This window comes from Streptomyces sp. V4I8 (assembly GCF_041261225.1).
In the GTDB taxonomy this organism is placed as follows: domain Bacteria; phylum Actinomycetota; class Actinomycetes; order Streptomycetales; family Streptomycetaceae; genus Streptomyces.
Genome location: NZ_JBGCCN010000001.1, coordinates 2,550,856 through 2,577,054 on the forward strand (window position 1 = coordinate 2,550,856; position 26,199 = coordinate 2,577,054).

Genomic DNA, 26,199 nt, shown 5'->3' on the forward strand with positions numbered 1-26,199 from the left:
ATGGCCAGCAAGCCCGTTGCCCTGATTCAGTGATGCGTGCTTCATCAGCTGTGACCCACGGAGGAATGTCCCGTGACCATGCTGGAAGACATTGACCAGGGCCTCACGGAGAGTTCCGTCTTCGCCGAATCGGCTCCCGTCCTCGCGAAAGTCGATGCGACATTCTCGCTGGCCGCGGAGATTGCGAGCGACCACCGACACGGGCAGCCGTCACGGCCGCTGCCCGACATACCTTTCGCGTACGACACCGTCTTCCGACGGGAACTCGAACTGTTCCTGCACCGAATGCGCGAACGCGATCCGCAGGCGGACACGGCCGCCGATTTCCTCTCCCGCACCGATCTCGTCGCACCGCCAGGTCCCGATTCCAGTCGGCAGGACGCACGCTTCACCCCACTCGGCGTGCCGGGCGGACGCACGGTGCGTGTGCTGTCCCGTATCGACGACGGCGATGCCTGGACCGCTCAGTTCCAGAGGATCTTCCGAGCGGGACTGACCGAACCCGACAGCCGGTACAGGACGGTCCCGGCGACCGCACGCGAAGCGGGAGTGGTCTCCGAAGCCGTCCGGCTGCTCGGCGCGGTGCTCCCCCGGACGGCGCTGTCCGTGCTCTCGCATCTGGCCTTCGTCGGGGTGGTCGAGGGGCCCGGCGCCTTCGAGAGCGCCTCCGACCGGAGGGTTCCGCGAGCCGTCTTCATCAATCGCTGCGCCCTCGACGACGTGCCGCGCACCGCGGAGGCCGTCCTGCACGAGTGCGTGCACCAGAAGCTCTACGACATCCAACTCGTGCATCCGATCTACCGCGCCGCATACGACGCGGAGCACGCGGCGGTGATCCGCCCGCCGTGGCACGAGAACGCCGAGTGGAGCTTCGACCGGGCGCTTGCCGCCGCCCATGTCTATGTCCATCTGGCCGCCTTCTACACGGCACTGGGGCATCGGCCGCAGTCGCTCGCGCAGGGGGTCGACGCGGCCACCGGCCGGTCCGGCTCGACTGATCGCGCCCGCTTTCTGCTGGCGGCCGTGGCCGGCGTTCCCGCCGAGCCGGGGCCTGCCGGGGTCAGGTTCATCGAATGGCTGACCGCGCGGCTGCGCCAGATCGAGGCATGTCCGGTGGCGAACGCCAAGCAGCCACAGAAACAGGGAGTGTTATGACCGAGGCGACTTTCGGTGGTGCGGCCGTACCGAAACTCGAGTTGCACCGCCCGGTGAAATCCTGGCTCCAGGTGACCGCGACCTGCAATCTGCAGTGCAAACAGTGTTACGGCGACTGCACACCGGATCCTCAGCCCGATGAGATGACGCGGGAGCAGTTCCACTCGGTGCTCGACGACATGGCGGATTCGGGCGTCATCGAACTCCTGGTGGAAGGCGGAGAACCGCTCCAGCGCCCGGATGTGCTGGACATTCTGGCGCACGCCGCACCGAGAATGCTCGTCCGCCTCCGGACCAACGGCACCCTGCTCGACGAGCCGATGGCGGATCGGATCAAAGCCGCCGGTATCCGCAATCTGTGCATCGACTTCATGGGCGCGACCCCGCGGACCCACGACTGGCACGTCGGTGAGCCCGGGGCGTTCGAGAAGACCCTGAACGGCCTGAAGGTCTCGCTGGCCGCCGGGTTCGAAACGCTCGCGCTCATGATCATGACCAAGCGGAATGCCGGCGAGATACAGGAGTTCGTCGATCTCGCGGCGGCGGCCGGTGTGCGGCGCGTGGGCATTCTGCGGCTCTATCCCCTGGGCAGGGCCAAGAGGTACTGGACGGAGATGGCCCTGTCCCTGCCGGAGCAGATGGCCGCGCTGGAGGGGGTCGTCGTCCCCGACGGCGTCCATCTCATGCGGTCCTGGCACCCTCGTGACGCGAACTGCTGCTGGCAGGCGTCCGGTGTGGACGCCCGCGGGCGGTCCGTCGGCTGTTCCTATCTCCGTGACTTCGCGGACTTCGGCAACGTGCTCGAGACGCCCTTCCTCAAGACCTGGCAGCACCCGCTGTTCGTGCGGCTCCGCTCACGTGAGGTCGAGGACCACTGTCCCGAGTGCGCCTCGACACAGGGCTCGGCCGGCGGCTGCCGGTCCACGGCGTATGCGTTCACCGGCGACTGGGACGCGCCCGATCCGTACTGCACCACGACCAACAGGGGCATCGATGTCCGGCTTCTCCCTGCACGACTCCTTCCGGAAGGCAGCTGACCTGCGGCTGCGCGAGGTGCCCGAGTGGGGCAGCCTCCTCGTCTACACGCCCGCTCACCCCGACATCCACTATCTCGACGCCCGCTCCTGGCTCCTGTTCGAACTGTGCGACGGCCGCTCCGGCACGGGGATTCTCGAGGAGTTCCGGCAGGCGGTGCCGGACGGCACCCCGCCCGAGCAGAGCGAGGCGGCCGTCGTCGAGGCCCTGACCGCGCTGGCGGAGAAGGGCCTCGTCACCAGGGCTGCGGCCGGTTCGCGAACGGCCGCATGACCCGGTCGCGGCCGGGTGCCGTGTCCGGGTCGCCGTTGCAGTACTCCAACCGATGATGGGAGGTGAATGCGATGGAGAGGGAAGAGTTGCTGGGCCGGCTCAAGAGCAGGCTGCGCGAGACGTCCTTCGACGCCCCGGCGGTTGAGACCGTCCAGCCCGAGATCCGTTCCGCCGCGCAGTACGCGCTGATGCCGTCGATGCGTGCGGGCTTCCGGATCGACGACGAGGCGGACGACCAGGCGATCTGACGACTGCCTCAGCCGCGGTGTGCCCCGGCTCTCATCGGCCGGGGCATGCCGTACCCCCGGGCACCGAGGGCTACCGACCTCCGAACGACGATGGGCCGAACCACGATGGGCCGAACCAGGATGGGCCGACAATGAACCAGCGGTTCACACTCTTGATCAACCCTCCGCTGTGGAACGCCTACGCTCCGCACCTCGCCGTACCGCTCCTCGCCGGAACGCTGCGGGACCAGGGCCTGCCCGTGCGCTGCCACGACGCCAGCGTGGAGGTACTCGACTGGCTGCTCAGCGCGGACGGGCTGCGGGCGCTGGCCGCGCGCGAAGCAGGGTCGCGAGACCGGCATGTGGCCGCTCGTGGCCGCCTCGTCCATGACCACACGGTGCGCGACGTCGACCGGGCGAAGACGCTCATCCGGGACCTGTCCGCCCTGCCGGACGCACAGGGGCAGGCGTGGGCGCGGCGGGTGATGCGCAACGCGCTGTGGTCGGTCTCCGCCGCGTTCGACGGACTGCGGTTCGATCTCGTCGCCAACGACCTCTACTACTCGGCCATGTCCACGAAGGCCGTGCTGGGCGCGGTGGACGACCCGGAGCGCAATGTCTACCGCTGGGCCTTGGACCACCTGGTACCGCGCCGCTTCCTGGACGACCCCGCGCTGGGCGTCGTGGGGATCAGCATGTCCGCGGACACCCAGCTGATCGCCGCGATGACCGCGGCCGCCGAGATCCGCCGACGGCGGCCGGACGTGCGGATCGTCGTGGGCGGCAACTACGCCACCCGCATGGTCGAGGAGTGGTCGGCGCCGCATCCCTTCTTCGACTGGGTCGACGCGTTCGTGATGGCGGAGGGCGAGGAGGCGCTCCCCGAACTGGTCCGGCGCTGGAACACGGGCCGCGAGGTGTCGGACATCCCCGGTGTGGTCACCGCGAGCGGCGGCACGCTGGTCAGGCGTCCCGCCCGTCCGGTCCGACTGGACGGCGTGAGTGCTCCGTACTTCGCCGACCTCCCGCTGGACCGCTACTTCGCGCCCGGCCCCATCCTTCCGGTGTACGCGTCCCGCAGCTGTGCCTGGAGCTGCGCGTTCTGCTCGATCCCGTTCGCGAGCAACTCCTTCCGGTCCCGGCCCGCGGCCCAGACCGTGGATCACCTCGAACACCTGATGGCCGAGTACGGCACCCGGACGTTCATGTTCGTCGACGAGATCCTCACCCTGCGTGTCCTTCGGGAAGTGGCCCGCGAGATCGTCGACCGGGGACTGGACCTGCGCTGGTACGGCGAGACGAGGTTCGCCGGTGGATTCAGCCGTGAACTCGCCGACCTGCTGTACCGGTCCGGCTGCCGGCGCCTCAACTTCGGGCTGGAGTCGTACAACCAGCGGGTGCTCGACCTCATGGCCAAGGGGACGAAGGTCGAACACATCGACCGCACCCTGCGCAACGTCGTGGCGGCGGGCATCGCCCCGCATCTCTTCGTCATCCACGGCTTCCCGGGCGAGACCCTCCAGGAGGCGGAGCGCACCGTCTCCTACGCCGAGGAGAAGATCCGCGAGGCGCGGACCACGTACGGCAATCCGTACGCGACCTGGGGCGGCTCGCCGTTCATCCTGGATCTGCACTCCCCCATCGCCAAGGATCCGGGGCGCTTCGGCATCGAACTGGTCGAGCCCCCGGCGGACGAGGACCTGTCGCTGGTCCGCGAGTACACCGTGGCGCAGGGACTCACCTCGGCTCAGGCCATGGATGTCGCGCAGACCGCCAGGCGCTCCACCGTGATCCGGCGCAACGTCTGGTTCCGCACCCGTACGGAGTCGGCGCTGGCCGAGGTCGAGGAGTTCACCTTCCTGCGTGCCTGCCTGGGGGCGCCCAACGCCGAGGCCCTGCGGTCCTCCCCTGCCTCCGTCGACGCATCCGACGGCAGACGGGTGCGGCTGTCCTGCACCGCGTACGTCCTGCCCTGGCAGGCGGGCGAGAGCGGGGGCGCGGCGCTGGCCCTGTACCAGGGTGACTCGGACCGTTTCGTGCAGCTCAGCTGGCCTTCCGGCGAGACGGAGGAGATCCTCGCCCGCGGGACGACCGTGGCGGAGCTCGCCCGGTGGTTCGGTGCGCACGAGGTGACCTGGGGTGGTGCGGGCGGACGGGCACTGGTGGAGCTGCTGATCCGGCATGGCATGCTCGGGGCCGTGGACGGGAGTTCTCTGCTGCGCGAGGCACGACAGCCCGCCGACTGGTGCTGGGGCCGTGAGCCCGCCGTGCTCGACACCGCCCACGACGACGGCGCCGTACTGCACTCGCCGGTGACCGGGAACACCGTACGGCTGGGCCCGCTGGGCGAGTTGGTCTGGCACCTGTGCGAGGGCGAGGGCACGCCGCGGGAGTTCGACCGGCACCTTCCCGACGATGCCGGGTGGCGCGCTGCCGCGCTCGACGTGGTGAGCGAACTCGCGTCGCTCGGCTTCCTCTTCCCGTCCAGGCCCGCGCGGGGCACCGTGCACGCCGACCGGCCGGCGCTCTCCGCCGCGCCATGAGGAAAGGGAACAGTGTCTGACGGAAGGTCGTGCTCCGGGACATCGGCCGACCCGGCACCCGTACCCGCCGCCGGCACGGCGGTGCTGCGCAGGCTCGTCACCGCCAACGCCCTCAGCTCGGTGGGGGACGGTGCACGGTTCGCCGCCCTGCCGCTGCTCGCGGCCGCGGTGACCGGTGGCGACGCGTTCTGGGTCTCCGTGGTCGCGGCGGCGGGCCGGGCGGCATGGCTGTCGGCCCCGGTCATCGGCACCCTGGTGGACCGGATGCCGAAGCACCGGGCGATGATCGGTGCCGACCTGGCGCGCTGCGCGCTGCTGGCGGTCCTGTTCTTCCTGGTGGTGAGCGGGGCCGCGCCCACGGTGGTGCTCGTGCCCCTGGCCTTCGTGTCCGGTGTCGCCGAGGTGTTCTTCGACAGCGCGGCTCAGGCGATCGTGCCCGCCCTGGCCGAGGACCGGGAACTCGAACGGACCAACGCCCGTGTGATCGCCGCCCAGATCACGGGGACGGGATTTGTCGGCCCGCCGCTGGGTGCGGCGCTGTGGGCCTGGTGGCAGCCACTGCCGTTCCTGCTGGACGCACTGACCTTCGCCGCCTCGGCGCTGCTCCTGACAGGCCTTGCGAAGCGGGCCCCGGGTGCCCGGCAGGGGGTGGGCGGTGGGCAGCGGCGGGGTGTGCGAGGCGTGCTCCGCGACACCTGGGCCGGGTTGGCCCTGCTGGGGCGGCACCGGGTGTTCCGCCGCCTCATGGTGGTGGTCGCGGTCCTGGGCGTCGGGCAGCAGGCCGTCTACGCCGTCCTCGTGGTGTACGTCGTGAGCCGACTCGGCCTGCCGTCCTCCGCGTACAGTCTGATGCTCGTCGCGGCCGCGGTGGGCGCTCTGGCGGGCGCGCGGACGGCGGCCGCGACGGCGACGCGGCTGGGCACCCGGGGCAGCCTCGTGCTGTCGGTCGCCGTGTCCGCGGTCAGCTATCTCGTCGTGGCCGCCCTTCCGTGGTGGCCGCTGGTCGCCGTCATGCTGGCCGTGAACAGCGCCGCCGTAGTGCTGTGGAACGTGTGCACGGTGTCGCTGCGGCAGCGGCTCGCCCCGCCGGACATGCTGGGCCGGGTCACCAGCGGATACCGGCTCGCCGCCTGGGGAGCCATGCCCGTGGGCGCCGCGGCGGGTGGCACGCTGGCGGAACGGACCGGGCTCGACGCCCCCTGGGTGATGGCGGGCGTTCTTCTCCTTGCCTGCCTTCCCCTGCTGTGGGGCCTGACGACGACGCCGGAGAGGGGCGGAGATGAGTGAGTCGTTCACGGTGGTCACGGCGGCGAGGGGGCGACATTATGCGGTCCGGGAGGCGGGCCCCGGTGACGAGCCGGGCATCCAGGCACTCTTCGAGGCCAACACGGAGTACTTCGAAGCCGCCACGGGGCTCCCGCCGGGTCCCGCCGACGTACAGAGCCTCTACTACGGCCTGCCGCCCGGTGCCGACCCGCAGGACAAGCGGATCCTGGTGGTGACCGAGGTGGCCCCGAAAGGCGCCGAGCCCTCCGTCGTGGGACTCGTCGACGTCGTGCTGCGCTTCCCGGCGCCCGACGCCTGCTCCGTGGGCCTGTTCCTGCTGCGGCCGTCGCTGTGGGGTACGTCTCTCGGCCCGAGCCTGGCCGCTCGGCTCCTGGAACGGGCCGCCGCTTCCGGCGTGCGTCGTGTGACGGCCACCGTCCCGTCCGGGTGGGAGCGGGGGCGCCGCTTCCTGTCAGGGCTCTCGTTCACCGTCACCGGTTCAGCCGGGCCGGGGGCACGGACCGCCAACCGTCGGACCGGGCCGAGGGAACCGGCGGTCGACAAGGCCGAGTTGATCCTGACCGGCGCATAGTGGTGCCATGATGAACGCAGCCCCTGTGAACGACCTGGAGTACGTCTGGTCCGCCCTGGGGGGTGATTCCGCCCTCCCGGTACGGGTGTCGCTCCTCCCCCGGCGTGACGCTCTCGAAGCGCGCCTCCCCGTACGGGAGTTGGCGCGTGCCTGTGTGGGTGCGTGCACGCTGGCCGCCGCCGAGCTGGGGGCGCGGCGGGCCGGGCTCACCGGGGTGCCCGGGGTGACGCTGGACGACGGGGCGATCGCGACGGCGTTCGTGAGTGAACGGCATCTGCTGGTGGACGGGCGCGCACCCGTCATGTTCGCACCGCTGTCACGGTTCTGGCGGACGGCGGACGGCTGGGTGCGGACGCATGCGAACTATCCGCATCACCGGGCCCGGCTCCTGGCCGCGCTGAAGGTGGCCGAGGAGGATCCCGACGCCGTGGGGGCGGCACTCGCCGAGCGTTCCTCGGTGGAGGTGGAGGAGGCCGTGTACGCGGCCGGCGGGCTGGCCGTGGCGCTGCGCACGCCCGAGGAGTGGGCGGCGCACGAGCAGGCGGTCGCGGTGGCCCGGCGGCCGCTGGTCGAGCACGAGCGGTCGGACACGGTACGCGCGCGTGCGCTGCCGTCGCTCGACGGCACTCCTCTGCTGCCCGCCGCCGGAGTGCGGGTACTGGACCTGACCCGGGTCATCGCGGGACCGGTCGCCACCCGCACGCTTTCCCTGCTCGGCGCGGACGTCCTGCGCGTGGACGCCCCGCAGTTGCCCGAACTGGCCGACCAGCACACCGACACGGGCTTCGGAAAGCGCTCGGCGAAGCTGGACCTGGCCACGGACCGGCGCGCCTTCGAGGAACTGCTCTCGGCGGCGGACGTCGTCGTCACGGGATACCGGCCGGGTGCCCTGGAGCGGTACGGGCTGTCGGCGCGGGCGCTGACCGAGCGGCGGCCCGGGCTGGTCGTGGCCGAGCTGTCGGCGTGGGGGGCGTACGGGCCGTGGCGTGAGCGGCGCGGGTTCGACAGCCTGGTGCAGGCCGCCACCGGAATCGCCGTGATCGAGGGAGCCACGACCGACGGACCGGCCGGGAGGTCGCCCGGCGCGCTGCCCGCGCAGGCCCTCGACCACGGGACGGGGTATCTGCTGGCGGCGGCTGTGCTGCGGGCGCTGACCGAGCAAGGGGAGCAGGGGCAGGGCCGGTGCGTACGGCTGTCGTTGGCGCGCACGGCGGAGTGGCTGATGACCGGGATCCGGCCGGGCTCGGAGGAGAGTCTGGCGTGCGACACGGCCCCCAGGGACGACGCGCATGACACGGCCGACGTATACGACGCGCCCGACGCCTGGCTCACCGAGCGGAACAGCGCGCTCGGCCGACTGCGGTACGCCCTGCCGCCGGTGTCGTTCGCGGGCGGTCCGGTCGACTGGGCGCGGCCGCCGGGGGTTTGGGGCGCCGATCCGGCGCGGTGGGTCTGAGCGCCGGGGCCGCCCGGGCCGTACCCCCGTTACGGAATGCCGCACCACCACTTGTTTTCCGGTGCTTGCCCGAGTATGTAATCTTTTGTGAAGATCTTGAGGTGACGTTGACAAGACCCTCCCTTGGCGTGGCCGAAGGGAGTGAGCCCAGACCGCGCCCCGGTATCAGCCGGGCCGTCGCCGTTCTCGTCCTGGTGGGGCTGGCGGCGCTGATCCCGCTGCTCGGGCCGTCGGCCGCGCTGGACGGCACCGGGGAGGCCGCCGCGCCCGGCACCGCCGGGATCGGGCTGCTGCGTACGGTGCTGTTCGCGGCGCTGTGCGTCCCGGTGGGCGAGCTGTTCGTGAACCGGCTGGCCCGGTCCGTGCCCGGCGCTCCCCCCGCCATGCCCCGCGGTTGGGCCCCGTACGCGGCCGCGGCCGGTTTCGTCGCCGCCCTCGGTCTCGCCTCGGTCGTCTCCACGGGCAACCTCGTGCCGAACAGCCCCGCGGACCTCGATGTCGGCGGCCTCTACGCATCGCGCGACGGCAAGCTCGCCCTGCTGGAGGTCAACGCCTTCGCCGTGGCCGGGCTGTGCGCTCTCTCGCGCCGGCCGGCCACCCAGCTCTGGCCGTTGGCCGCGATCGTGATCGCCGAGGCGCTGCGCGCGCACCCCACGACCGAGCACAGCCCGCTCCTGGGCTCCGGGCTGACGCTCGTGCACCTGACCTGCGCGACGCTCTGGGTCGGCGGGCTGCTGCACGCCCTGCGGACCCTGCGCGGATGGGGCGTCAGCGAGGCGGGCGCTGCCCTGCTGGGCCGCTACGCGCGCGTGGCGGCCGTACTGCTCGCGGCCATCACGGCGACCGGCGTGTGCAGTTCGCTGCGCCGGATGCCGCCGGAGACGATCCTGGAACAGCTCACCGCGACGGCGTACGGGCGCGCCCTGGTGGCCAAGGTGCTCCTCATGGTGGCCGTGACCGCGCTCGCCCTATGGGCGCGGTTCCGGCTGCGCCGGGCGACCGACCCGCTGACCGCCTGCTCCCCCGCGCGGGCGGAGGTCGTCGTCCTGGGGGCGGTGGTCGCGATGTCGGGGCTGCTGACGGCTCTGCCGGTACCGATCCGCTGGTGAGTGCGTCACGCCCTCGCCGGCGAGCTCGTCAACTCCTCGGTCGGCTTCCCCGAGCCCTCAATCGGCGACGAGAACCTTGAGCGCGGTGCGCTCGTCCATCGCCTTGTAGCCGGCGGGAACGTCCTCCAGGCCGACCGTCAGATCGAAGACGGGTGAGGGGTCGATGGTGCCGTCCAGGACGTCGGGCAGCAGCTCGGGGATGTACGCGCGCACGGGCGCGACTCCGCCGCGCAGCGCGATGTTCCCGTCGAACATGACGCTGAGGTCGAGCCCCGTGCCGCTGCCGTGCGGCACACCGACGAAGCCGACGGCGCCACCGTCGCGGGTGATGTTGACCGCCGTACGCATGGACTGTTCGGTGCCGACGGCCTCGACGACGGCGTGGGCACCCTGACCACGGGTGAGTTCGCGTACGGCCGCCACGGCCGCGTCCCCGCGCTCGGCGACGACTTCGGTGGCGCCGAAGCGGCGCGCGATGTCCGTACGGACCTGGTGGCGGCCCAGCGCGATGATCCGCTCGGCACCGAGCCGCTTGGCGGCGAGCACGGCACAGAGACCGACGGCACCGTCGCCGACGACGGCGACCGTGGCGCCCGGGCGGGCTCCGGCGCCGAGGGCGGCGTGGTGACCGGTGCCCATCACGTCGGACAGGGTCAGCAGGGCGGACAGCAGGTGGTCGTCGGAGGCGGCGTCCTTGGGCAGCTGGACGAGGGTGCCGTCGGCGTACGGGACGCGCACGGCCTCGCCCTGGCCGCCGTCGGAGCCGACGGAGCCCCAGAAGCCGCCGTGCTCGCAGGAGGTGGTGAGGCCCTCGCGGCAGTAGTCGCAGACACCGTCGGACCACATGAAGGGCGCGACGACGAGGTCGCCCCGCCGGACGCCGGTCACCTCGGAGCCGGTCTCCTCGACGACGCCGAGGAACTCATGGCCGATCCGCTGGCCCGGCTGCCGGGCCGCCTCACCGCGGTACGCCCACAGGTCGCTGCCGCAGATACAGGCGCGCAGCACCCGGACCACGGCGTCGGTGGGCTGGCGCACCACGGGGTCGGGCACGTCCTGCACGCGCATGTCGAAGGGGGCGTGAATGGTGGTGGCGCGCATGGCGAGGGTCCTTCTCGTCTCTTGTCGTGCGTGCGCCCCGGGGGGTGATCGAGCGCGCGTCTCACCGTACGTCGCCGTCGGCGTCCGGCGCGCTTCGGGGACCCTGCCTATGCCACTGACCACTGAAAGCGTGGCGTCGACAGTGCACCCGGCGGTCGCGGAGGCCATAGGTGGGCGCTTACACCCCCGCCACATCCAGCAGCGACCCGGCCGCGTAGGTGACGCCCATGGCCAGCGCCCCGCCCGCCATGTTGCGCAGCACCGCGCGGGCGGGGGCGGCGGCGCCCAGGCGGGCGCTGCTCCAGCCGGTGAGGGCGAGGGCGGCCAGGACGGAGGCGACGGTGACCGCCAGCCGCCAGCCCGCCGGGGGCAGCACCATCGCCAGCAGCGGCAGCAGCGCTCCCGCCGTGAACGCCAGGAAGCTCGCCCACGCCGCGTGCCACGGGTTGGTCAGCGCGTCCGGGTCGATGCCGAGCTCCACGCGCGCGTGCGCCTTCAACGCGTCGCGTTCCGTCAGCTGGACCGCCGCTTCCCCGGCCACGTCCCGGGACAGCCCGCGACGCTCCAGGAGTTCGGTCAGCTCCGCCAGCTCCGCCTCCGGCCGCTCCCGCAACTCCCGCTTCTCCTGGGCCAACGCGGCCATCTCCGAGTCGCGTTGCGTGGAGACCGAGACGTACTCCCCCGCCGCCATCGACATCGACCCGGCGAGCAGCCCGGCCAGCCCGGCCGTGACCAGGGCCGGGCGGTCGTCCGTCGCGCCGGCCACGCCGACGACGAGGCCCGCGGTGGACACGATGCCGTCGTTCGCCCCGAGGACGGCCGCCCGCAGCCAGTTCAGCCGCTCGCCCAGCGCGCCGCCGCGGGCCTCGTCGTGCGTGGATCCGGTCACATGCGGAGCATCGCACCGTGGGGGACATCCGGGACGTACCGACGCTCCTGGGCAGGCGGCGGGCTCACGGGGGTGCGGCAACACCGTGCACGCGGTGTGGCAACACCGTGCGCACGCCGACCGGTTGACGTGCCGGCTGCCGCGCTGATGTTCGTGGCGCTCGAACGGGCGGGCGGGGCAAGGCACCTGACGGCCAGGAGTGTCAGTCCCGGCCCGTATCCTCAGTGACCATGCTCGAAGACCGTGCGACCGCAGCGTCCTCCCCCACAGCATGGCCGCCCGTGTATCCCGAGGGATACGCGGTCGTTGACGTGGAGACCACCGGCCTCGCCCGGGACGACCGGATAATCTCCGCGGCCGTCTACCGACTGGACGCGCGCGGCGAGGTCGAGGACCACTGGTACACGCTGGTCAATCCGGAGCGGGACCCGGGCCCGGTGTGGATCCACGGCCTGACGAGCGAGGCGCTGGAGGGCGCTCCCCTCTTCACGGACATCGCGGAGGAGTTCTCGGCCCGGCTGGACGGCCGGGTGCTCGTCGCGCACAACGCCGTCTTCGACTGGCAGATGATCGCGCGGGAGTACGCGCGCGCGGAGCGCGAGGCACCGGTGCGGCAGCGGCTGTGCACCATCGCGCTCTCCAAGGAGCTGGGCCTGCCGCTGCCCAACCACAAGCTGGAGTCGCTGGCCGCCCACTTCGGCGTCGTACAGCAGCGGGCGCATCACGCGCTGGACGACGCGCGCGTGCTCGCGGAGGCGTTCCGGCCGAGCCTGCTGGCCGCGGCGGCGGGCAGCGTGCGGCTGCCGCTGCAGGAGTGCCGGCCGCTGACGGAGTGGCGGGACACGGCCGCGCCCCGGATCGGACAGCAGGCGGGCGGAGGCGGTTACGGCGGCAGCGGGGGTTACGGCGGCAGTGGCGGCGGTGGGGGTTACAGCAGCTACCGGCCGACCAGTTGGCGTCCGTCCCGGAAGAGGCCCGCCTGCCCCTACCCCAACCCAGGCCGCTACGAAGAGGGCAAAAGGCTCAAGCAGGGCATGCGGGTCGCCTTCTCCGGGGACACGTCGGTCGAGCGCGACCTGCTGGAGGACCGCGCGATCGAGGCCGGGCTGCATGTGGCGACGAGCCTGTCCCGGCTGACCAGCCTGCTCGTCACGAACGACCCGGACGCGGCCACGTCGAAGGTGGTCAAGGCCCGCCAGTACGGGACGCCGGTGATCGACGAGGCGGCGTTCGGGCAACTCCTGCGGGACGTGGAGCCGGCGTCGGAGCGCTGACCGTACGGACGGGTGATTGCCGCGCGACTCGCCCGGAGCCCTCTCGCCCGGACCGCGGTGACGGCTCACCCTGTGGCGCATGGCGACATGTGAAGTGTGCGGAAACGACTACGGCATGACCTTCGAGGTGCACGCGCAGGGGGCGGTGCACGTCTTCGACTGCTTCTCCTGTGCGATCCACCGCATGGCCCCGGTCTGTGAGCACTGCCGCGTCCAGATCATCGGGCAGGGCGTCGAGGTCGAGGGCCAGTGGTACTGCGGCGCCCACTGCGCCCGCGCGGAGGGAAAGGTGGGCATCGTCGACAAGGTGTGACGGGCCAGGACCCGTACCCGCCTGAAAGCACCCCACGACCGAGTTGTACGGTCGTGGGGTGTACCGCTTCCTGTTGTCCCGGCAGTGGGTGATCCTCACGCTGGTCGCCCTGCTCCTCATCCCCACGATGATCAGGCTGGGCATCTGGCAGATGCACCGCTACGAGGAGCGCCACGCCCGGAACCAGCTGGTCGCCGACGCGCTGAGCGCGAAGGCGGTGCCCGTGGAGAAGCTGACCGCCGCGGGGCACACCGTCACCACCAAGGAGCGGTACCGCACCGTGAGCGCGGTGGGCCGCTTCGACACCGAGCACGAAGTCGTCGTCAGGCGGCGCGTCAACGCCGACGAAGAGGTCGGCTTCCACGTCCTCACCCCGTTCGTCCTGGCGGACGGCAAGGTGCTGCTGGTCAACCGCGGCTGGATTCCCGCGGACGGGCCCAGCCAGACGGCCTTCCCCAAGATCCCGGCGCCGCCGAGCGGGTGGGTCACCGTCACCGGGCGGCTGATGCCCGACGAGACGACCGAGGCGAGCGGCATCAAGAACCTACGGGGTCTTCCCGACCGGCAGGTCATGCTGATCAACAGCGAGCAGGAGGCGTCCCGCCTCGACGCGCGGGTGCTCGGCGGGTACATCGTGCTGACGACGCCGGAACCGAAGGGCGACACTCCGGAGCTGATCGGGAAGCCCGGCGAGGAGAACGCCCCGCTGAACTACGCGTACGCCCTTCAGTGGTGGCTGTTCGCGGCGGGCATCCCGATCGGCTGGTTCGTCCTGGCCCGACGGGAGGCCCGGGAGCGGGCCCAGGCGGCCGCACCGAAGGAGACGGAGACGACACCGGCGCCGGTGTAGCGTCCCGGGCCGCGGTCCTCGAGGCCGGGGCTTCTCGCCGTGGGGGGGGGTCTCGCCGCGGGGGGTCTGTTTCTGGGCGGCTGCGGGTGATCCGTGGCTGGTCGCGCAGTTCCCCGCGCCCCTACAGGTGCGTCCGCTGGACGTCCTCGAGAGGCGCGGGGACCGGCGCGGAAGCCGGAGGCGTCAGCAGCAGCGGCTCTGCGGGTGCTCCTCCCGGTGCAGGGAGCGCAGTACCTCGTACTCCCGCCGGGTCGGTACCGGGGCGTGCGGGTGGTGGCGGCGGTGCCGGTCGCAGTAGCGGTCGTACTCCGTCTCGCCGGTCAGCTCACGCGCGTACCGGCGCAGCGCCCCCAGCACCTTCCTCGCGGTGCTCATGAGCGCGCCCCCACCAGCGGTTCGGCGGGCCCTTCCGGCACGTCGATGCGGGACTCTACGTACGGCGCCTCGGCGGTCGGCAGGGGCCGAGGGGCGCGGACGGCGCGGACGCACACCACCGCGCAGTTGACCAGGACGGTGAGGACGAGCAGGAGGAAGACGGCCATGAGCACACCGTCGACCGTGTTGTTGAGGACGATGGTGTGCATGTCGTCCGTGTTCGTGGCCCCGGGCAGGAGCTGACCGTCCTCGATGGCCTGCGCGTACTTGTCGCGCAGGGCGAAGAAGCCGATCGCCGGGTTGTCCGAGAAGATCTTCTGCCAGCCGGCGGTGAAGGTGACGGCGACGTCCCAGGCCAGCGGGACGCCGGTGACCCAGGCCCAGCGCAGCTTGCCGGACTTGACGAGCACGGTGGTGGTGACGGCCAGGGCCACCGCGGCCAGCAGCTGGTTGGCGATGCCGAACAGCGGGAACAGCTGCTTGATGCCGCCCAGCGGGTCGGTGACACCGGCGTAGAGGAAGTAGCCCCAGGCGCCGACGACCAGGGCGCTGGTGATCCATATGCCGGGCTTCCAGGTGACGCGGCCGATCGGCTTCCAGACGTTGCCGAGCATGTCCTGGAGCATGAAGCGGCCGACGCGGGTGCCGGCGTCCACCGTGGTGAGGATGAACAGCGCCTCGAACATGATCGCGAAGTGGTACCAGAAGGCCTTCATCCCGGCGCCGCCGAGCACCCCGGCGAAGATCTCCGACATGCCCACGGCGAGGGTGGGCGCGCCGCCGGAGCGGCCGATCAGTGTCTCCTCCTCGACCGCCTTGGCCGCGGCCGTCAGCTGGTCCGGGGTGATGGTGAAGCCGAGGTTCCGCACGGCCTCGGCGGCGCTGTCCACGGTCGGGCCGAGCAGCGCGGCCGGGGAGTTCATGGCGTAGAACAGGCCCGGTTCGAGCACACAGGCGGCGATCAGCGCCATGACGGCGACGAAGGACTCCGTGAGCATGGAGCCGTAGCCGATGAGGCGGACCTGGGACTCCTTCTCGATCAGCTTCGGCGTGGTGCCGGAGGAGACCAGGGCGTGGAAGCCGGACAGGGCGCCGCAGGCGATCGTGATGAAGAGGAAGGGGAAGAGGGAACCGGCGAACACCGGCCCCGCGCCGGTGGAGGCGAAGTCGGTCACCGACTCGGCCTTGAGGTTCGGGGCGGCGATCACCACGCCGACGGCCATCAGGGCGATGGTGCCGACCTTCATGAAGGTCGACAGGTAGTCGCGCGGCGCCAGCAGCATCCACACCGGCAGCACGGAGGCGAAGAAGCCGTAGCCGACCAGGCAGAACACCAGGGTCTCCGGGCTCCAGACGAAGTACTCGGCGAGTGCGGAGTCCTGGATCCAGCCGCCGCCGAGGATGGCGAGCAGCAGCAGGGCCACGCCGAGGAAGCTGGTCTCCACGACCCGGCCGGGCCGCAGGTAGCGCAGATAGAAGCCCATGAAGAGGGCGATCGGGATGGTCATGGAGACCGAGAAGGTGCCCCATGCCGACTCCGCCAGTGCGTTGACGACGACCATCGCCAGCACCGCGAGCAGGATGATCATGATGGCGAAGACGCCGATCAGCGCGGCGGCCCCGCCCACCTTGCCGATCTCGTCCCGGGCCATCTGGCCGAGGCTCTTGCCGTCCCGGCGCATGGACAGGAACAGGACGATCATGTCCTGCACCGCACCGGCGAAGATCACGCCCGCGATGATCCAGACCGTGCCCGGCAGATAGCCCATCTGGGCGGCCAGGAGCGGGCCGACCAGCGGGCCGGCGCCGGCGATCGCCGCGAAGTGGTGGCCGAACAGCACCCGCTTGTCGGTGGGGTGGTAGTCGACGCCGTCCTCCAGGCGTTCGGCGGGGGTGGCGCGGGTGTCGTCGACCTGGAGGACCCGGCGGGCGATGAAGCGCGAGTAGAAGCGGTAGGCGATCGCGTACGAGCCCAGGGCCGCGATGACCAGCCAGACGGCCGAGATCTCCTCGCCCCGGGAGAGGGCGAGCACGGCCCAGCCGAGGGCGCCGACGAGGGCGACGGTGCTCCAGATCGCGACCGACTTCGGCGACATTCGTGACTTTTCCGGCGCCTCACGGCCGGGTTCGGGCATGGCTGATGCGGGCATGGCGGCTCCTGACCTGAACAGGTGGGCAAAGCAGATGGGCTGAGAAGGTGTGCGGCAGAGAGGGAAGTGCGGCTCAGCGGCGTCGGTGTCGGTGTCGGTCCGTCAGCGCGTACACGGCGAGCAGGCAGAGGCCGCACCCCGGCACCCAGGCGAGCTGGTACCAGTAGAAGAACGGCGTCCCGGCCAGCCGCGGTTCGGCACCGGCGTACCAGGGGACCCACAGCAGACCCGCGGCGGGCGCGAGAAGCAGTACGGCGATCGCGACGCGCCGTAGCCGGTGACGACCGGTCCGTGCCATGACCTGCGCTCCTCTCCCCCTCGCCGACGGTCTGTGCAAGAGTTGCCCACCCCCTCGGACCGGTTGACAGCGAATTTCCGGGAAATTTCCCCCCGGTTCTCTGTCATCCGTTCGGGCCGTCCGCGCAACTCTCGCGCGAGGGGACAGGCACAGGCACACCAAGGACGGTGACCCATGGCCGATGGCGCCATGACCGCGACGTTTCTCGCCATGATCGGCGGGGCGTCGCTGCTCGCCGTGACCGCGCGACGCCTGCGCCCGAGCGGGAAGCTGCCGTCCCTGGAGGGCTGGGCGCTGGCCGACCGCAGCCTCGGCCCGGTGTGGACCTGGCTGCTGCTCGGCGGCACGATCTTCACCGCGTACACCTTCGCCGCCATACCGGGCCTGGCGTACGGCAACGGCGCGCCCGCCTTCTTCGCGGTGCCGTACACGGTGATCGTCTGCCCGATCGCCTTCGTGCTGCTGAGCCGCCTGTGGACCGTGGCCCGCCGGCACGGCTACGTCACCGCGGCCGACTTCGTGCGCGGGCGGTACGGCTCGCCGTCGCTGGCCCTGGTGGTCGCGCTGACCGGGATCCTCGCGACGATGCCGTATCTCGCGCTGCAACTGCTCGGCATCCGGGCGGTGCTCACGGCCGGGGGCGTGTATCCGCGGGGCGCGGCCGGTGATCTGGTGATGGTGGGCCTGTTCGCGGGGCTGGCCGTCGCCACCTACCGGCACGGGCTGCGCGCCCCCACCGTCATCTCCGCGCTGAAGGCCGTGGCCGTCTTCGTCTCGCTGACCGCGGTGACCTGGCTGGTCCTGGACCGGCTCGGCGGCCCGGGTGCCGTCTTCGACGGTGCGGCCGAGCGCCTGGGCGGCCCGGCCCTGCTCCTCTCCCCCGAGCAGCAGCCCGCCTACGCCACCCTCGCCTTCGGTTCCGCGCTCGCGCTGCTGATGTACCCGCACGTGCTCACCGCCGGTTTCGCCGCCGACGGCCCGCGCACCCTGCGCAAGGTGTCCGTGGCGCTGCCCGCCTGGACCGGGCTGCTCGCCCTGTTCGGCTTCCTCGGCATCGCCGCCCTCGCGACCGGCGTTCGCGCCCCGGCGGGCGGCGCCGAGGCGGCCGTACCGATGCTGGTCGACCGGCTGATGCCGGCGCCGCTGGCCGGGCTGGTGTTCGGGGCGATCACCGTGGGGGCGCTGGTCCCGGCGGCGGTGATGTCGATCGCGGCCGCCACCAGCTTCGTACGCAATGTGTATGTCGAGTACGTCCATCCGACGGCCACGCCCAAGCGGCAGGTGCGCATCGCCAAGGCGGTGTCGCTGACCGCGAAGGCGGGCGCGGTGGCGTTCGTGTTCGGGCTGCGCGACCAGGACGCCATCAACCTCCAGCTCCTCGGCGGGGTCTGGATCCTGCAGATCTTCCCGGCCGTCGCGGTGGGCCTGTTCACCGGGCGGCTGCATCCGCGGGCGCTGCTCGCCGGGTGGGGCGTGGGCATGGTGGCGGGGACCTTCATGGTCGTACGGGAGGGGTTCTCGTCGGTCGTGCCCCTCGGCGGCGGGCCGGAGATCTACGCCGGGCTCGCCGCCCTGTTCCTCAACCTGGCCGTCGCCGTGGCCGGGACCGCGCTGCTCCAACGCCTCGGTGTCCCCCGCGGCGCCGACCTCACCGACCTGCCGTCACGCCTGAGCCTCGGACGGCGCCCCGAGACGGGAGCGAGCAACCCGTGAGACAGCACCGAGACGCACTGCATCTGCCTGCGGCCGCGCCACCCGGCGGGGACGCGGTACCGGCCGTGCCCCTCACCCCCGCGGTGAGCGACCCCGCCGACCTGGAGCGCGAGGCCGGTCTGGCCCGCCTGTTCGAGCTGCACTACTCCTCGATGCTGCGCCTCGCCGTCCTGCTCGGCGCCGACGACCCGGAGAACGTCGTCGCGGAGGCCTACTACCAGATCTACCGGAAGTGGCGGCGCCTCAGGGACATCGAGGCGGCGGAGGCGTATCTGCGCTCCACCGTGTGCAATCTGACGCGGATGCGGATACGGCATCTCCAAGTGGCCCGCAAGCACGTCGAGAAGTCGGCGGACGAACTCGTCGCCTCCGCCGAGAGCACGGCGCTCCTGCACGACGACCAGCGTGTGCTGATCGACGCGCTCCAGCAGTTGCCGGCCCGGCAGCGTGAGGCGCTGGTGCTGCGGCACTGGCTCGGACTGAAGGAGAGCGAGATCGCCGCGGCCATGGGAATCTCCTGCGGATCCGTCAAGACCCATACGGCGCGCGGCCTGGCCGCCCTGACTCAGGCGATGGAGGCCCGGCGATGACGCAGCGAGACGCGACTCCGTCGCGTGACACCGGTGCGGACCGCACGGAGCGGGAGCTGCGCGAGGCGCTCTCCGCGCTCGCCGACGGGGTGCGGGCGGCGCCCGACGCCTATCGCACGGCGCGCGGCGAATGGCTGCGCCGGGAACGCCGGCGCCGGCTCGTCCTCGCCGTCCTGATCGCGGTCGTGTTCACCCTGGCCACCCTGATCGGGCTGTGGGTCCTCAACCGGACCCCGGCGGATCCCGGCGTGATCTTCTCCGGCACGGGATCCCACGCGGGCGTGTCACTCCCCGGGTCCCCGACGGGCACGTCACTCCCCCCCTCCCACCCCTGATTGGCCCACCAGCCCTTGGGGAACCCGCAATTGCGTGCACCCGCGTATCGAGGACTACGCCCTCATCGGCGACGAGCAGACGGCCGCCCTGGTCGGCAGGGACGGTTCCGTCGACTGGCTGTGTCTGCCCCGCTTCGACTCGGCGGCCTGCTTCGCCAGGCTGCTCGGCGACACCGACAACGGCCACTGGCGCATCGCGCCCAAAGATGTGGAGGGCCCCTGCACCCGCCGCGCCTACCGGCCGGACACCCTGGTGCTGGACACCGAGTGGGAGACCGACGAGGGCGCGATCCGCGTCACCGACCTGATGCCCCAACGCGACCGCGCCCCCGACCTCGTGCGCATCGTCGAGGGCCTCAGCGGCCGGGTGACCGTGCGCAGTACCCTGCGGCTCCGCTTCGACTACGGCTCGGTCGTGCCGTGGGTGCGCAAGTCCGACGGGCACCGGGTGGCGGTGGCCGGCCCCGACTCGGTCTGGCTGCGCAGCGAACCCGAGGTGCCCACCTGGGGCAAGAACTTCGGTACGCACTCGGAGTTCACGGTCGAGAAGGGCGAGAAGGTCGCGTTCGTCCTCACCTGGCACCCCTCGCACGAGCCGCGCCCGCCGCTCATCGACGCGCACAAGGCGTTGCACGGCAGCGTCCGGGACTGGCGGCACTGGGTACGGCACTGCCGTTACGACGGCCCGTACCGCGACGCCGTCGTCCGCTCCCTGATCACCCTCAAGGCCCTCACCTACCGGCCGACCGGCGGCATCGTCGCCGCCCCGACCACCTCGCTCCCCGAGGAGGTGGGGGGCGTGCGCAACTGGGACTACCGCTACTGCTGGCTGCGCGACTCCACCCTCACCCTGAACGTGGGCCTGTCCGCGGGCTACCGGGAGGAGGCCGAGGCGTGGCGCGACTGGCTGCTGCGCGCGGTCGCCGGTGACCCTGCCGACCTGCAGATCATGTACGGCCTGGCGGGCGAGCGGCGGCTGCCCGAGTTCGAGGTGCCGTGGCTGTCCGGCTTCGCCGACTCCAGGCCCGTACGGATCGGCAACCTGGCCGTGGACCAGCTGCAGTTGGACGTCTACGGCGAGGTCATGGACTCGCTGGCGTTGGCCCGGGAGGCGGGACTGCCCACCAAGCCGCACATCTGGGCGATCCAGGCCGCCCTCATGGACTGGCTGCGCGAGGCGTGGCGGCAGCCCGACGAGGGGCTGTGGGAGGTGCGCGGCGGGCGCCGTCACTTCGTGCACTCGAAGGTGATGGTGTGGGTGGCCGCGGACCGTGCCGTGCGCACCCTGGAGAAGAACCCGAAGCTCCAGGGTGACCTCGAAGGCTGGCGGGCGATGCGCGACGAGGTGCACCGCGAGGTGTGCGAGAAGGGCTACGACGCCGAACGGAACACCTTCACGCAGTCCTACGGCTCCCGTGAACTCGACGCGGCGCTGCTGCTCATCCCGCGCGTGGGCTTCCTGCCGCCCGACGACGCGCGCGTCATCGGCACCATCGACGCGGTCCGCGCCGAGCTCAGCCACCACGGCTTCCTGCGCCGCTACAGCACCGACGAGACGACCGTCGACGGACTGCCGGGCGGCGAGGGCACCTTCCTGGCCTGCTCGTTCTGGCTCGCGGAGGCGCTGCACATGACGGGGCGTACGCAGGAGGCACGCGAGCTGTTCGACCGGCTGGTGGGACTCACGAACGACGTTGGCCTGCTGTCCGAGGAGTACGACCCCGTGGCCGACCGCCAGCTCGGCAACTTCCCGCAGGCCTTCAGCCACATCGGCCTGGTGAACACCGCCCTCGCCCTGTTCGGGGGCACCGGGGCAGGATAGGGACCATGGATCTTGGACTGAAGGACCGGGTGTACGTCGTCACGGGAGCCACCCGCGGGCTGGGCTACGCGGCGGCGCGTGAGCTGGTGGCCGAGGGCGCGAAGGTCGTCCTGACCGGCAGGGACCAGGTCGCTGCCGCTGCGGCCGAACTGGGACCGAACGCTGTGGGGGTGGCGATCGACAACGCCGATCCGGAGGCGCCCGCGCGGGTCATCGCCGCCGCGCGCGATGCCTTCGGCGGATTCGACGGCATCCTGGTGAGCGTCGGTGGGCCGCCTGCCGGGTTCGTCGCCGACAACACCGACGAGCAGTGGCAGGCCGCGTTCGAGTCGGTTTTCCTGGGCGCGGTCCGGCTGGCGCGGGCGGCAGCGGCGGAACTCGACGAGGGCGGGGCCATCGGGTTCGTGCTGTCGGGTTCGGTGTACGAGCCGATTCCGGGGCTGACGATTTCCAACGGGCTGCGGCCGGGGCTGGCCGGTTTCGCCAAGTCCCTCGCGGATGAGCTGGGGCCGCGGGGAATTCGGGTCGTGGGGTTGCTGCCGTCCCGGATCGATACGGATCGCGTGCGCGAGCTGGACGAGATGTCGGCGGATCCCGCGGCTACCCGAGCGGCCAATGAATCTCGGATTGCGTTGCGGCGGTACGGGACTCCGGAGGAGTTCGGGCGTGCGGCCGCGTTCTTGTTGTCTCCGGCGGCTTCCTATCTGACGGGGATCATGTTGCCGGTGGACGGCGGGATGCGGCACGGATTCTGAGGGGGTCGGTCAAGTCACCCTTTCCGCACGGTGCTTGACGCCCCGCAGACGGACTTCGGTCGGCAATGCCGCCAGGCCCGCCGAATTCCGGGCGTGGGCCAGCGCCTGGGTGGTGAGGTCGTTCAACGCGGTTCCCGGGTCCACGTGCGGCTGCAGCAGAAGGCGCACGCGGGCCTCGGGGACGTTGCGACGGCCCGTCAGGTGCACCTGGGCGCGGTGGACGCCCTCCTGCCCCGCCGCCTCGCCCGCCAGGACGCCCTCCAGGGCCCGGCCCCGCAGCAGCGCGCCCTCGCCGTCGCCGGTGTCGACCAGGACCTCGGTGAGGCGGCGCCGGCGCAGGACCGATGCCAGCCACCACAGGGTGAGCAGGACCACCACGGCCAGCACGGCGATCACGGTCGGCCACCACCAGCCGTCGTCCCGCCAGCGTGTCCGCTCGGCGTCGCTGAGCAGTACGTCGTGCCGGCTGTCGTGGATCCACCAGGACGGGGGATCCAGCCCGAGCCCCACGGCCAGGACGGAACCGCCGATGACGAGCAGCACCAGCCCGACGAGCCCGATCAGCATCCGGTTGACCACCCTGAGCACGGCCCTCACCCCTTTCGTCCCGGCCGCCGTACATGCACCGACAGCGAGGGCGGGCGGGCCAGCCCCAGGCCCCTGATCGCGTCGGCGAGCGTGGCGTCCAGGTCGGCGCGTACGTCGTCCAGTTCACGGAAGTGCGCCACGGCACGGACCTCGGCCTTCGCCCGGCCCATCCGGACCCGGACCGACTGGACGCCGGAGACCTCCACGGCCCGGTCGCGCAGGACCAGGGCGGCCAGGTCGCGTTCGAGGCCGGCGCGTACGTCGGGGTGGGTGCGCCGCATCGACAGGACGGACCGCAGGCCGGGCGTGAGGGCCAGGACGAGCAGCCAGAGGCCGAGGACGGCGGCGACGCCCGCGCCGACGAGCACCCAGGTGTCGTCGAGGGGGCGTTCGGCCAGTTGGTGGGCCAGTTCCCGGCGCCAGCGCATGGCCGACCGGCCGGCCCGCACGGCGGCGATGTCGTACAGGAAGAAGCCCGCCACGAGCAGGACCACCAGCGCCGTGATCGCTGCCGGGATGCGGCGCGCGGACCAGAAGCGGCCCTCGCCGCGCCCCTTGTCGTCGACCGGCGGCGGGGCGTCGTAGGCGGCCGCCGACGCCGACTGGTCGAGGGGGTCGGGTCCGGTCTCCTTCTCGATGACCGGCAGATGCTGTGTGGTGCCGTCGGAACCCTGGGACTCGCTCATCGCGTCCTCCCTGCCGCGCCCTGCCCGCGCGCCGGGTGCAGCCGCTCCACGTGCACGGCGACCTCCGGCACCTCCATGCCCACCAACGCGCCTACCCGCTCCACGACATGCCGACGCACGGCCGCGCACCGGGAGCCGATGTCGCAGGGGTAGTCGAGTTCGAGATGGACCCGGACCCGGGCGGCCTCGACGTACGTCCCTTCCCTGGCCTGCGGACGGACGACGACGTCGGCGTACGGCCGGGAGGCGTCCTTGGGCAGTTCCCCGACCGCCTCGCGAGCGGCCTGTGAGGCGACCTTCGCGACGACCCGGTCGGCGATCTCGGTCACCCCACGCTCACCGGGTGGGACCCTCAACGGCGCTCCGTGGAGTTCCATGGCCCCACCGCTCACCGACGTCACCGCCGCCGTTCGTCATGGTGCCGGAAGAAGTCACCGAGCTCCCAGTCCCCCTCCAGGAACCGCCCGGCGACGAAACCGACGGCGCCCAGGGCCGCCACCAGCAAGAAGGCGCCGAATCCGCCGAAATACCCGGCGAAGCCCAGTGCCATGCCGGCGATCATGCCGACCACGGCCATGCTCATGGTGCGCTCCTCAGCTCCTCAGCAACTCCCCGACCACTGCGTCCTCCGGTCACCGGCGCGTCACTGGATCCGGCGCTCCCCTTCCTCTTCCTCGTCCTCTTCCTCCGGCAGCTTCACATCACTCACCGCGATGTTGACCTCGACGACTTCGAGACCTGTCATCCGCTCGACGGCGGTGATCACGTTCTCCCGGACGTCCCGGGCCACGTCGGCGATCGACACGCCGTACTCGACGACGAGCTCCAGGTCGAGCGCGGCCTGCACCTCGCCGACCTCGGCCTTCACCCCCCGCGTCACCGACTTCGTCCCGCCCGGCACCCGGTCGCGCACGGCCCCGAAGGTCCGCGACAGCCCGCTGCCCATGGCGTGCACGCCGTCCACATCGCGTGCGGCCATCCCGGCGATCTTCTCCACGACGCCGTCCGCGATGGTCGTCCGGCCCCTGCCGCCGGGGTCTCCCCCGCCGCGCCTGGTCACCTGGGTCTTGCGTGTCGAGGGGGCCTCACCCTCCGTCCCCCGGTTCTCCGTCATCTCAGTCATGGCCGTTTCGTCCTTTTCGGTCGTCGTCCCAAGACCACGGTAAGCACGGTTGCGCGATTGTGCGCCACGGATGAGGCAGGCTGGAGGAATGACGACGGCGGATCGGTGGACGCAGGCAGTCCGGAATCAGCTGGGGCTCGGCAGGCTGCTGCCCCTGGGAGACGCGCGCGACGGCGCGTGGATCGTCGAGAGAGCGGCCGAGGCGGTGCTGCGGCGCGCGGTCGAGGACATGCGCGGGGTACGGCTGGACGCGCTGCGGATCGGTCTCACCGACCCGGAGGACGCGCACGAGGCCGCCGTGCCGCCTCCGCCGAGCGCCCTGCCGCCGGGGCCCCTGCGGGTGACCGCGGACTTCGCGGCGACGGCGGCCGAGGCGCTGCCGACGACGGCGGACCGGTTGCGCGCGCTGCTGGCCACCGCGGCCACGGAACAGCTCGGCCTCACGGTGACCGAGGTGGACCTGCGGGTGGCGGCCCTGCTCGACGAGGATGCCGAACCCGCTGCCGTACGGCAGCCGGAGCCGGAGCCGGCACGGGCCGCGGAGCCCACGAGCCCCGACGAGGAGCGCGTCGCCGCCGCGGCCCTGACGGTCCGGGGGGTGACCCGACTGACGGGCGCCCTGGGCGGGTTGGGCCGTGCGGTGCACATCGAGGAACGGCAGGACGAGGCCGCCCTGCCGCGTCGGCATGTGCGCGTGGAGATCGCCGTGCGCGCGGACCGCCGGGCCGTGGAGGTGGCCCGGGAGGTCCGCGAGTGTGTGGGAGAGGGGCTGGCGGATCGCCCGACGGTGGCCGTGCTGGTGACAGCCGTCGGTTGATCAGCGCATGGTTGACCAGCTGATCAACACAGATTGATCAGCGCATGACTCATTCGCCGAGGCCGGCCAGATCCCGCAGCCGTCGTGCCTGCGCGGCCCGCTCGGCACCGCGCTGCTCGTCGTAGGTGCGGTCCACGGCACCACGAAGCAGCGCCTTGGTCTCGACCACCGCGTCCCGCGGCGCGGCCACGATCGCCCCGGCCAGATCCCGTACGGCGTCGTCGAGTTGGTCGGCTGGCACCGCGAGGTTGGCCAGCCCGCTGCTGACGGCCTCCTCGGCCAGCACGAAGCGCCCCGTCACGCAGATCTCCAGCGCACGGCCGTATCCGACCAGCCCGACCAGCGGGTGCGTACCCGTCAGGTCCGGCACCAGCCCGAGGCTGGTCTCACGCATGGCGAACTGCACGTCGTCGGCGACGACGCGCACGTCACAGGCGAGCGCGAGCTGGAAGCCCGCCCCGATGGCATGCCCCTGTACGGCGGCGATGGACACGACGTCGTTACGCCGCCACCAGGTGAAGCCCTCCTGGAACTCGGCGATGGCAGCGTCGAGTTCACCGTCGCTGCTGCGCGCGAGTTCGATGAACGAGGGCTCGCCCTCGATCCCGTCGGGCGTGAACATCTGCCGGTCGAGCCCTGCGGAGAAGGACTTGCCCTCACCGCGCAGCACGACCACCCGCACGCTGCCCGGCACGGCGCGCCCGGCCTCGGCGAGCGTCCGCCACATGGCGGGGCTCTGCGCGTTGCGCTTGGTCGGGTTGGTCAGCGTCACCGTGGCGATCGCGCCGTCCACGGTGAGCCGTACGCCGTTCTTGTCGAGCAGGGGTGCGTGTTCCTGGTCGGGCGAAGCCATGGGGCGCCTCC

General features: G+C 71.9%; 29 protein-coding genes. 18 read left to right on the forward strand and 11 right to left on the reverse strand.

Annotated features, from left to right (window positions below):
* Positions 1-78 precede the first annotated feature (78 nt).
* From ABIE67_RS11560 to ABIE67_RS11600, 9 genes are all read left to right on the forward strand, one after another.
* A complete protein-coding gene (locus ABIE67_RS11560; RefSeq protein WP_370268465.1) occupies positions 79-1,155 on the forward strand; it encodes an HEXXH motif-containing putative peptide modification protein in 1,077 nt (358 codons plus the stop codon).
* Entirely contained in the window at positions 1,152-2,192 is a 1,041-nt protein-coding gene (locus ABIE67_RS11565) for a radical SAM protein (RefSeq protein ID WP_370256356.1), read from the forward strand. Before ABIE67_RS11560 ends, ABIE67_RS11565 begins: the two co-directional genes overlap by 4 nt.
* Positions 2,149-2,463 (forward strand): hypothetical protein, encoded by a 315-nt coding sequence (locus ABIE67_RS11570; protein WP_370256357.1) that lies wholly within the window; start codon positions 2,149-2,151, stop codon positions 2,461-2,463. Before ABIE67_RS11565 ends, ABIE67_RS11570 begins: the two co-directional genes overlap by 44 nt.
* 71 nt (positions 2,464-2,534) lie before the next feature.
* Positions 2,535-2,711: a hypothetical protein gene (locus ABIE67_RS11575; protein ID WP_370256358.1), complete on the forward strand. Its 177-nt coding sequence runs from the start codon at positions 2,535-2,537 to the stop codon at positions 2,709-2,711.
* Positions 2,712-2,842: 131 nt separating this feature from the next.
* The gene (locus tag ABIE67_RS11580) at positions 2,843-5,233 is read left to right on the forward strand and encodes a radical SAM protein (RefSeq protein ID WP_370256359.1); all 2,391 of its coding nucleotides are present in this window, start codon (positions 2,843-2,845) and stop codon (positions 5,231-5,233) included.
* A gap of 12 nt (positions 5,234-5,245) precedes the next feature.
* A complete protein-coding gene (locus tag ABIE67_RS11585) occupies positions 5,246-6,520 on the forward strand; it encodes an MFS transporter (RefSeq protein ID WP_370256360.1) in 1,275 nt (424 codons plus the stop codon).
* A complete protein-coding gene (locus tag ABIE67_RS11590; RefSeq protein WP_370256361.1) occupies positions 6,513-7,091 on the forward strand; it encodes a GNAT family N-acetyltransferase in 579 nt (192 codons plus the stop codon). The genes ABIE67_RS11585 and ABIE67_RS11590 overlap by 8 nt, the downstream gene beginning before the upstream one ends.
* A 7-nt stretch (positions 7,092-7,098) precedes the next feature.
* On the forward strand, positions 7,099-8,547 hold the full coding sequence (locus ABIE67_RS11595) for a CoA transferase (protein ID WP_370256362.1): 1,449 nt from the start codon (positions 7,099-7,101) through the stop codon (positions 8,545-8,547).
* 101 nt (positions 8,548-8,648) lie between these two features.
* On the forward strand, positions 8,649-9,656 hold the full coding sequence (locus tag ABIE67_RS11600) for a CopD family protein (protein ID WP_370256363.1): 1,008 nt from the start codon (positions 8,649-8,651) through the stop codon (positions 9,654-9,656).
* Positions 9,657-9,713: 57 nt separating this feature from the next.
* Here the strand turns inward: ABIE67_RS11600 and ABIE67_RS11605 are convergent, their stop codons facing one another.
* The gene (locus tag ABIE67_RS11605; protein ID WP_370256364.1) at positions 9,714-10,757 is read right to left on the reverse strand and encodes a zinc-dependent alcohol dehydrogenase family protein; all 1,044 of its coding nucleotides are present in this window, start codon (positions 10,755-10,757) and stop codon (positions 9,714-9,716) included.
* Between the two features lie 178 nt (positions 10,758-10,935).
* Entirely contained in the window at positions 10,936-11,646 is a 711-nt protein-coding gene (locus tag ABIE67_RS11610) for a VIT family protein (RefSeq protein WP_370256365.1), read from the reverse strand.
* A 230-nt stretch (positions 11,647-11,876) separates the two neighbouring features.
* On the opposite strand from ABIE67_RS11610, the gene ABIE67_RS11615 reads away from it, so the two are divergent.
* From ABIE67_RS11615 to ABIE67_RS11625, 3 genes are all read left to right on the forward strand, one after another.
* Positions 11,877-12,920 carry a DEDDh family exonuclease gene (locus ABIE67_RS11615; protein WP_370256366.1) on the forward strand — a complete coding sequence of 348 codons (1,044 nt, stop codon included), beginning with the start codon at positions 11,877-11,879 and terminating at the stop codon, positions 12,918-12,920.
* A 79-nt stretch (positions 12,921-12,999) separates the two neighbouring features.
* Positions 13,000-13,233, forward strand: coding sequence for a hypothetical protein (locus ABIE67_RS11620; RefSeq protein ID WP_078916415.1), 234 nt, complete (start codon positions 13,000-13,002; stop codon positions 13,231-13,233).
* Between the two features lie 58 nt (positions 13,234-13,291).
* A complete protein-coding gene (locus tag ABIE67_RS11625) occupies positions 13,292-14,083 on the forward strand; it encodes an SURF1 family protein (protein WP_370256367.1) in 792 nt (263 codons plus the stop codon).
* A gap of 183 nt (positions 14,084-14,266) precedes the next feature.
* Here ABIE67_RS11625 and ABIE67_RS11630 read toward each other — a convergent pair whose 3' ends face one another.
* The 3 genes from ABIE67_RS11630 to ABIE67_RS11640 all read right to left on the reverse strand — a co-directional run bounded on the left by ABIE67_RS11630 (position 14,267) and on the right by ABIE67_RS11640 (position 16,906).
* Positions 14,267-14,458 carry a YbdD/YjiX family protein gene (locus ABIE67_RS11630; protein WP_370256368.1) on the reverse strand — a complete coding sequence of 64 codons (192 nt, stop codon included), beginning with the start codon at positions 14,456-14,458 and terminating at the stop codon, positions 14,267-14,269.
* Positions 14,455-16,608 carry a carbon starvation CstA family protein gene (locus ABIE67_RS11635; RefSeq protein WP_370256369.1) on the reverse strand — a complete coding sequence of 718 codons (2,154 nt, stop codon included), beginning with the start codon at positions 16,606-16,608 and terminating at the stop codon, positions 14,455-14,457. The genes ABIE67_RS11630 and ABIE67_RS11635 overlap by 4 nt, the downstream gene beginning before the upstream one ends.
* A 73-nt stretch (positions 16,609-16,681) precedes the next feature.
* On the reverse strand, positions 16,682-16,906 hold the full coding sequence (locus ABIE67_RS11640) for a DUF3311 domain-containing protein (protein ID WP_370256370.1): 225 nt from the start codon (positions 16,904-16,906) through the stop codon (positions 16,682-16,684).
* A 174-nt stretch (positions 16,907-17,080) separates the two neighbouring features.
* On the opposite strand from ABIE67_RS11640, the gene ABIE67_RS11645 reads away from it, so the two are divergent.
* The 5 genes from ABIE67_RS11645 to ABIE67_RS11665 are packed head-to-tail and all read left to right on the forward strand — an operon-like array spanning position 17,081 to position 22,121.
* A complete protein-coding gene (locus tag ABIE67_RS11645) occupies positions 17,081-18,619 on the forward strand; it encodes a sodium:solute symporter (protein ID WP_370256371.1) in 1,539 nt (512 codons plus the stop codon).
* A gap of 17 nt (positions 18,620-18,636) precedes the next feature.
* The gene (locus ABIE67_RS11650) at positions 18,637-19,209 is read left to right on the forward strand and encodes a sigma-70 family RNA polymerase sigma factor (protein WP_370268467.1); all 573 of its coding nucleotides are present in this window, start codon (positions 18,637-18,639) and stop codon (positions 19,207-19,209) included.
* Positions 19,206-19,544, forward strand: coding sequence for a hypothetical protein (locus ABIE67_RS11655; protein WP_370256372.1), 339 nt, complete (start codon positions 19,206-19,208; stop codon positions 19,542-19,544). The genes ABIE67_RS11650 and ABIE67_RS11655 overlap by 4 nt, the downstream gene beginning before the upstream one ends.
* Positions 19,545-19,578: 34 nt before the next feature.
* Entirely contained in the window at positions 19,579-21,366 is a 1,788-nt protein-coding gene (locus tag ABIE67_RS11660) for a glycoside hydrolase family 15 protein (RefSeq protein ID WP_370256373.1), read from the forward strand.
* 5 nt (positions 21,367-21,371) lie between these two features.
* Positions 21,372-22,121: an SDR family oxidoreductase gene (locus tag ABIE67_RS11665; protein ID WP_370256374.1), complete on the forward strand. Its 750-nt coding sequence runs from the start codon at positions 21,372-21,374 to the stop codon at positions 22,119-22,121.
* A 9-nt stretch (positions 22,122-22,130) separates the two neighbouring features.
* Here ABIE67_RS11665 and amaP read toward each other — a convergent pair whose 3' ends face one another.
* From amaP to ABIE67_RS11690, 5 genes are read right to left on the reverse strand one after another with little or no spacing between them, the layout of a single operon-like run.
* Entirely contained in the window at positions 22,131-22,718 is a 588-nt protein-coding gene (gene amaP / locus ABIE67_RS11670) for an alkaline shock response membrane anchor protein AmaP (RefSeq protein WP_370256375.1), read from the reverse strand.
* Positions 22,715-23,395, reverse strand: coding sequence for a DUF6286 domain-containing protein (locus ABIE67_RS11675; RefSeq protein WP_370256376.1), 681 nt, complete (start codon positions 23,393-23,395; stop codon positions 22,715-22,717). The genes amaP and ABIE67_RS11675 overlap by 4 nt, the downstream gene beginning before the upstream one ends.
* Positions 23,392-23,796 (reverse strand): Asp23/Gls24 family envelope stress response protein, encoded by a 405-nt coding sequence (locus tag ABIE67_RS11680; protein WP_370256378.1) that lies wholly within the window; start codon positions 23,794-23,796, stop codon positions 23,392-23,394. The genes ABIE67_RS11675 and ABIE67_RS11680 overlap by 4 nt, the downstream gene beginning before the upstream one ends.
* On the reverse strand, positions 23,793-23,978 hold the full coding sequence (locus ABIE67_RS11685) for a hypothetical protein (RefSeq protein ID WP_370256380.1): 186 nt from the start codon (positions 23,976-23,978) through the stop codon (positions 23,793-23,795). The genes ABIE67_RS11680 and ABIE67_RS11685 overlap by 4 nt, the downstream gene beginning before the upstream one ends.
* Before the next feature lie 60 nt (positions 23,979-24,038).
* Positions 24,039-24,509: an Asp23/Gls24 family envelope stress response protein gene (locus ABIE67_RS11690; RefSeq protein ID WP_370268471.1), complete on the reverse strand. Its 471-nt coding sequence runs from the start codon at positions 24,507-24,509 to the stop codon at positions 24,039-24,041.
* 97 nt (positions 24,510-24,606) lie between these two features.
* Between ABIE67_RS11690 and ABIE67_RS11695 the strand changes: the two genes are divergently transcribed.
* Positions 24,607-25,335: a nucleopolyhedrovirus P10 family protein gene (locus ABIE67_RS11695; RefSeq protein ID WP_370256382.1), complete on the forward strand. Its 729-nt coding sequence runs from the start codon at positions 24,607-24,609 to the stop codon at positions 25,333-25,335.
* Between the two features lie 49 nt (positions 25,336-25,384).
* Here ABIE67_RS11695 and ABIE67_RS11700 read toward each other — a convergent pair whose 3' ends face one another.
* Positions 25,385-26,188, reverse strand: a complete 804-nt coding sequence (locus ABIE67_RS11700) for an enoyl-CoA hydratase/isomerase family protein (RefSeq protein WP_370256383.1) — start codon at positions 26,186-26,188, stop codon at positions 25,385-25,387.
* Positions 26,189-26,199: the final 11 nt, after the last annotated feature.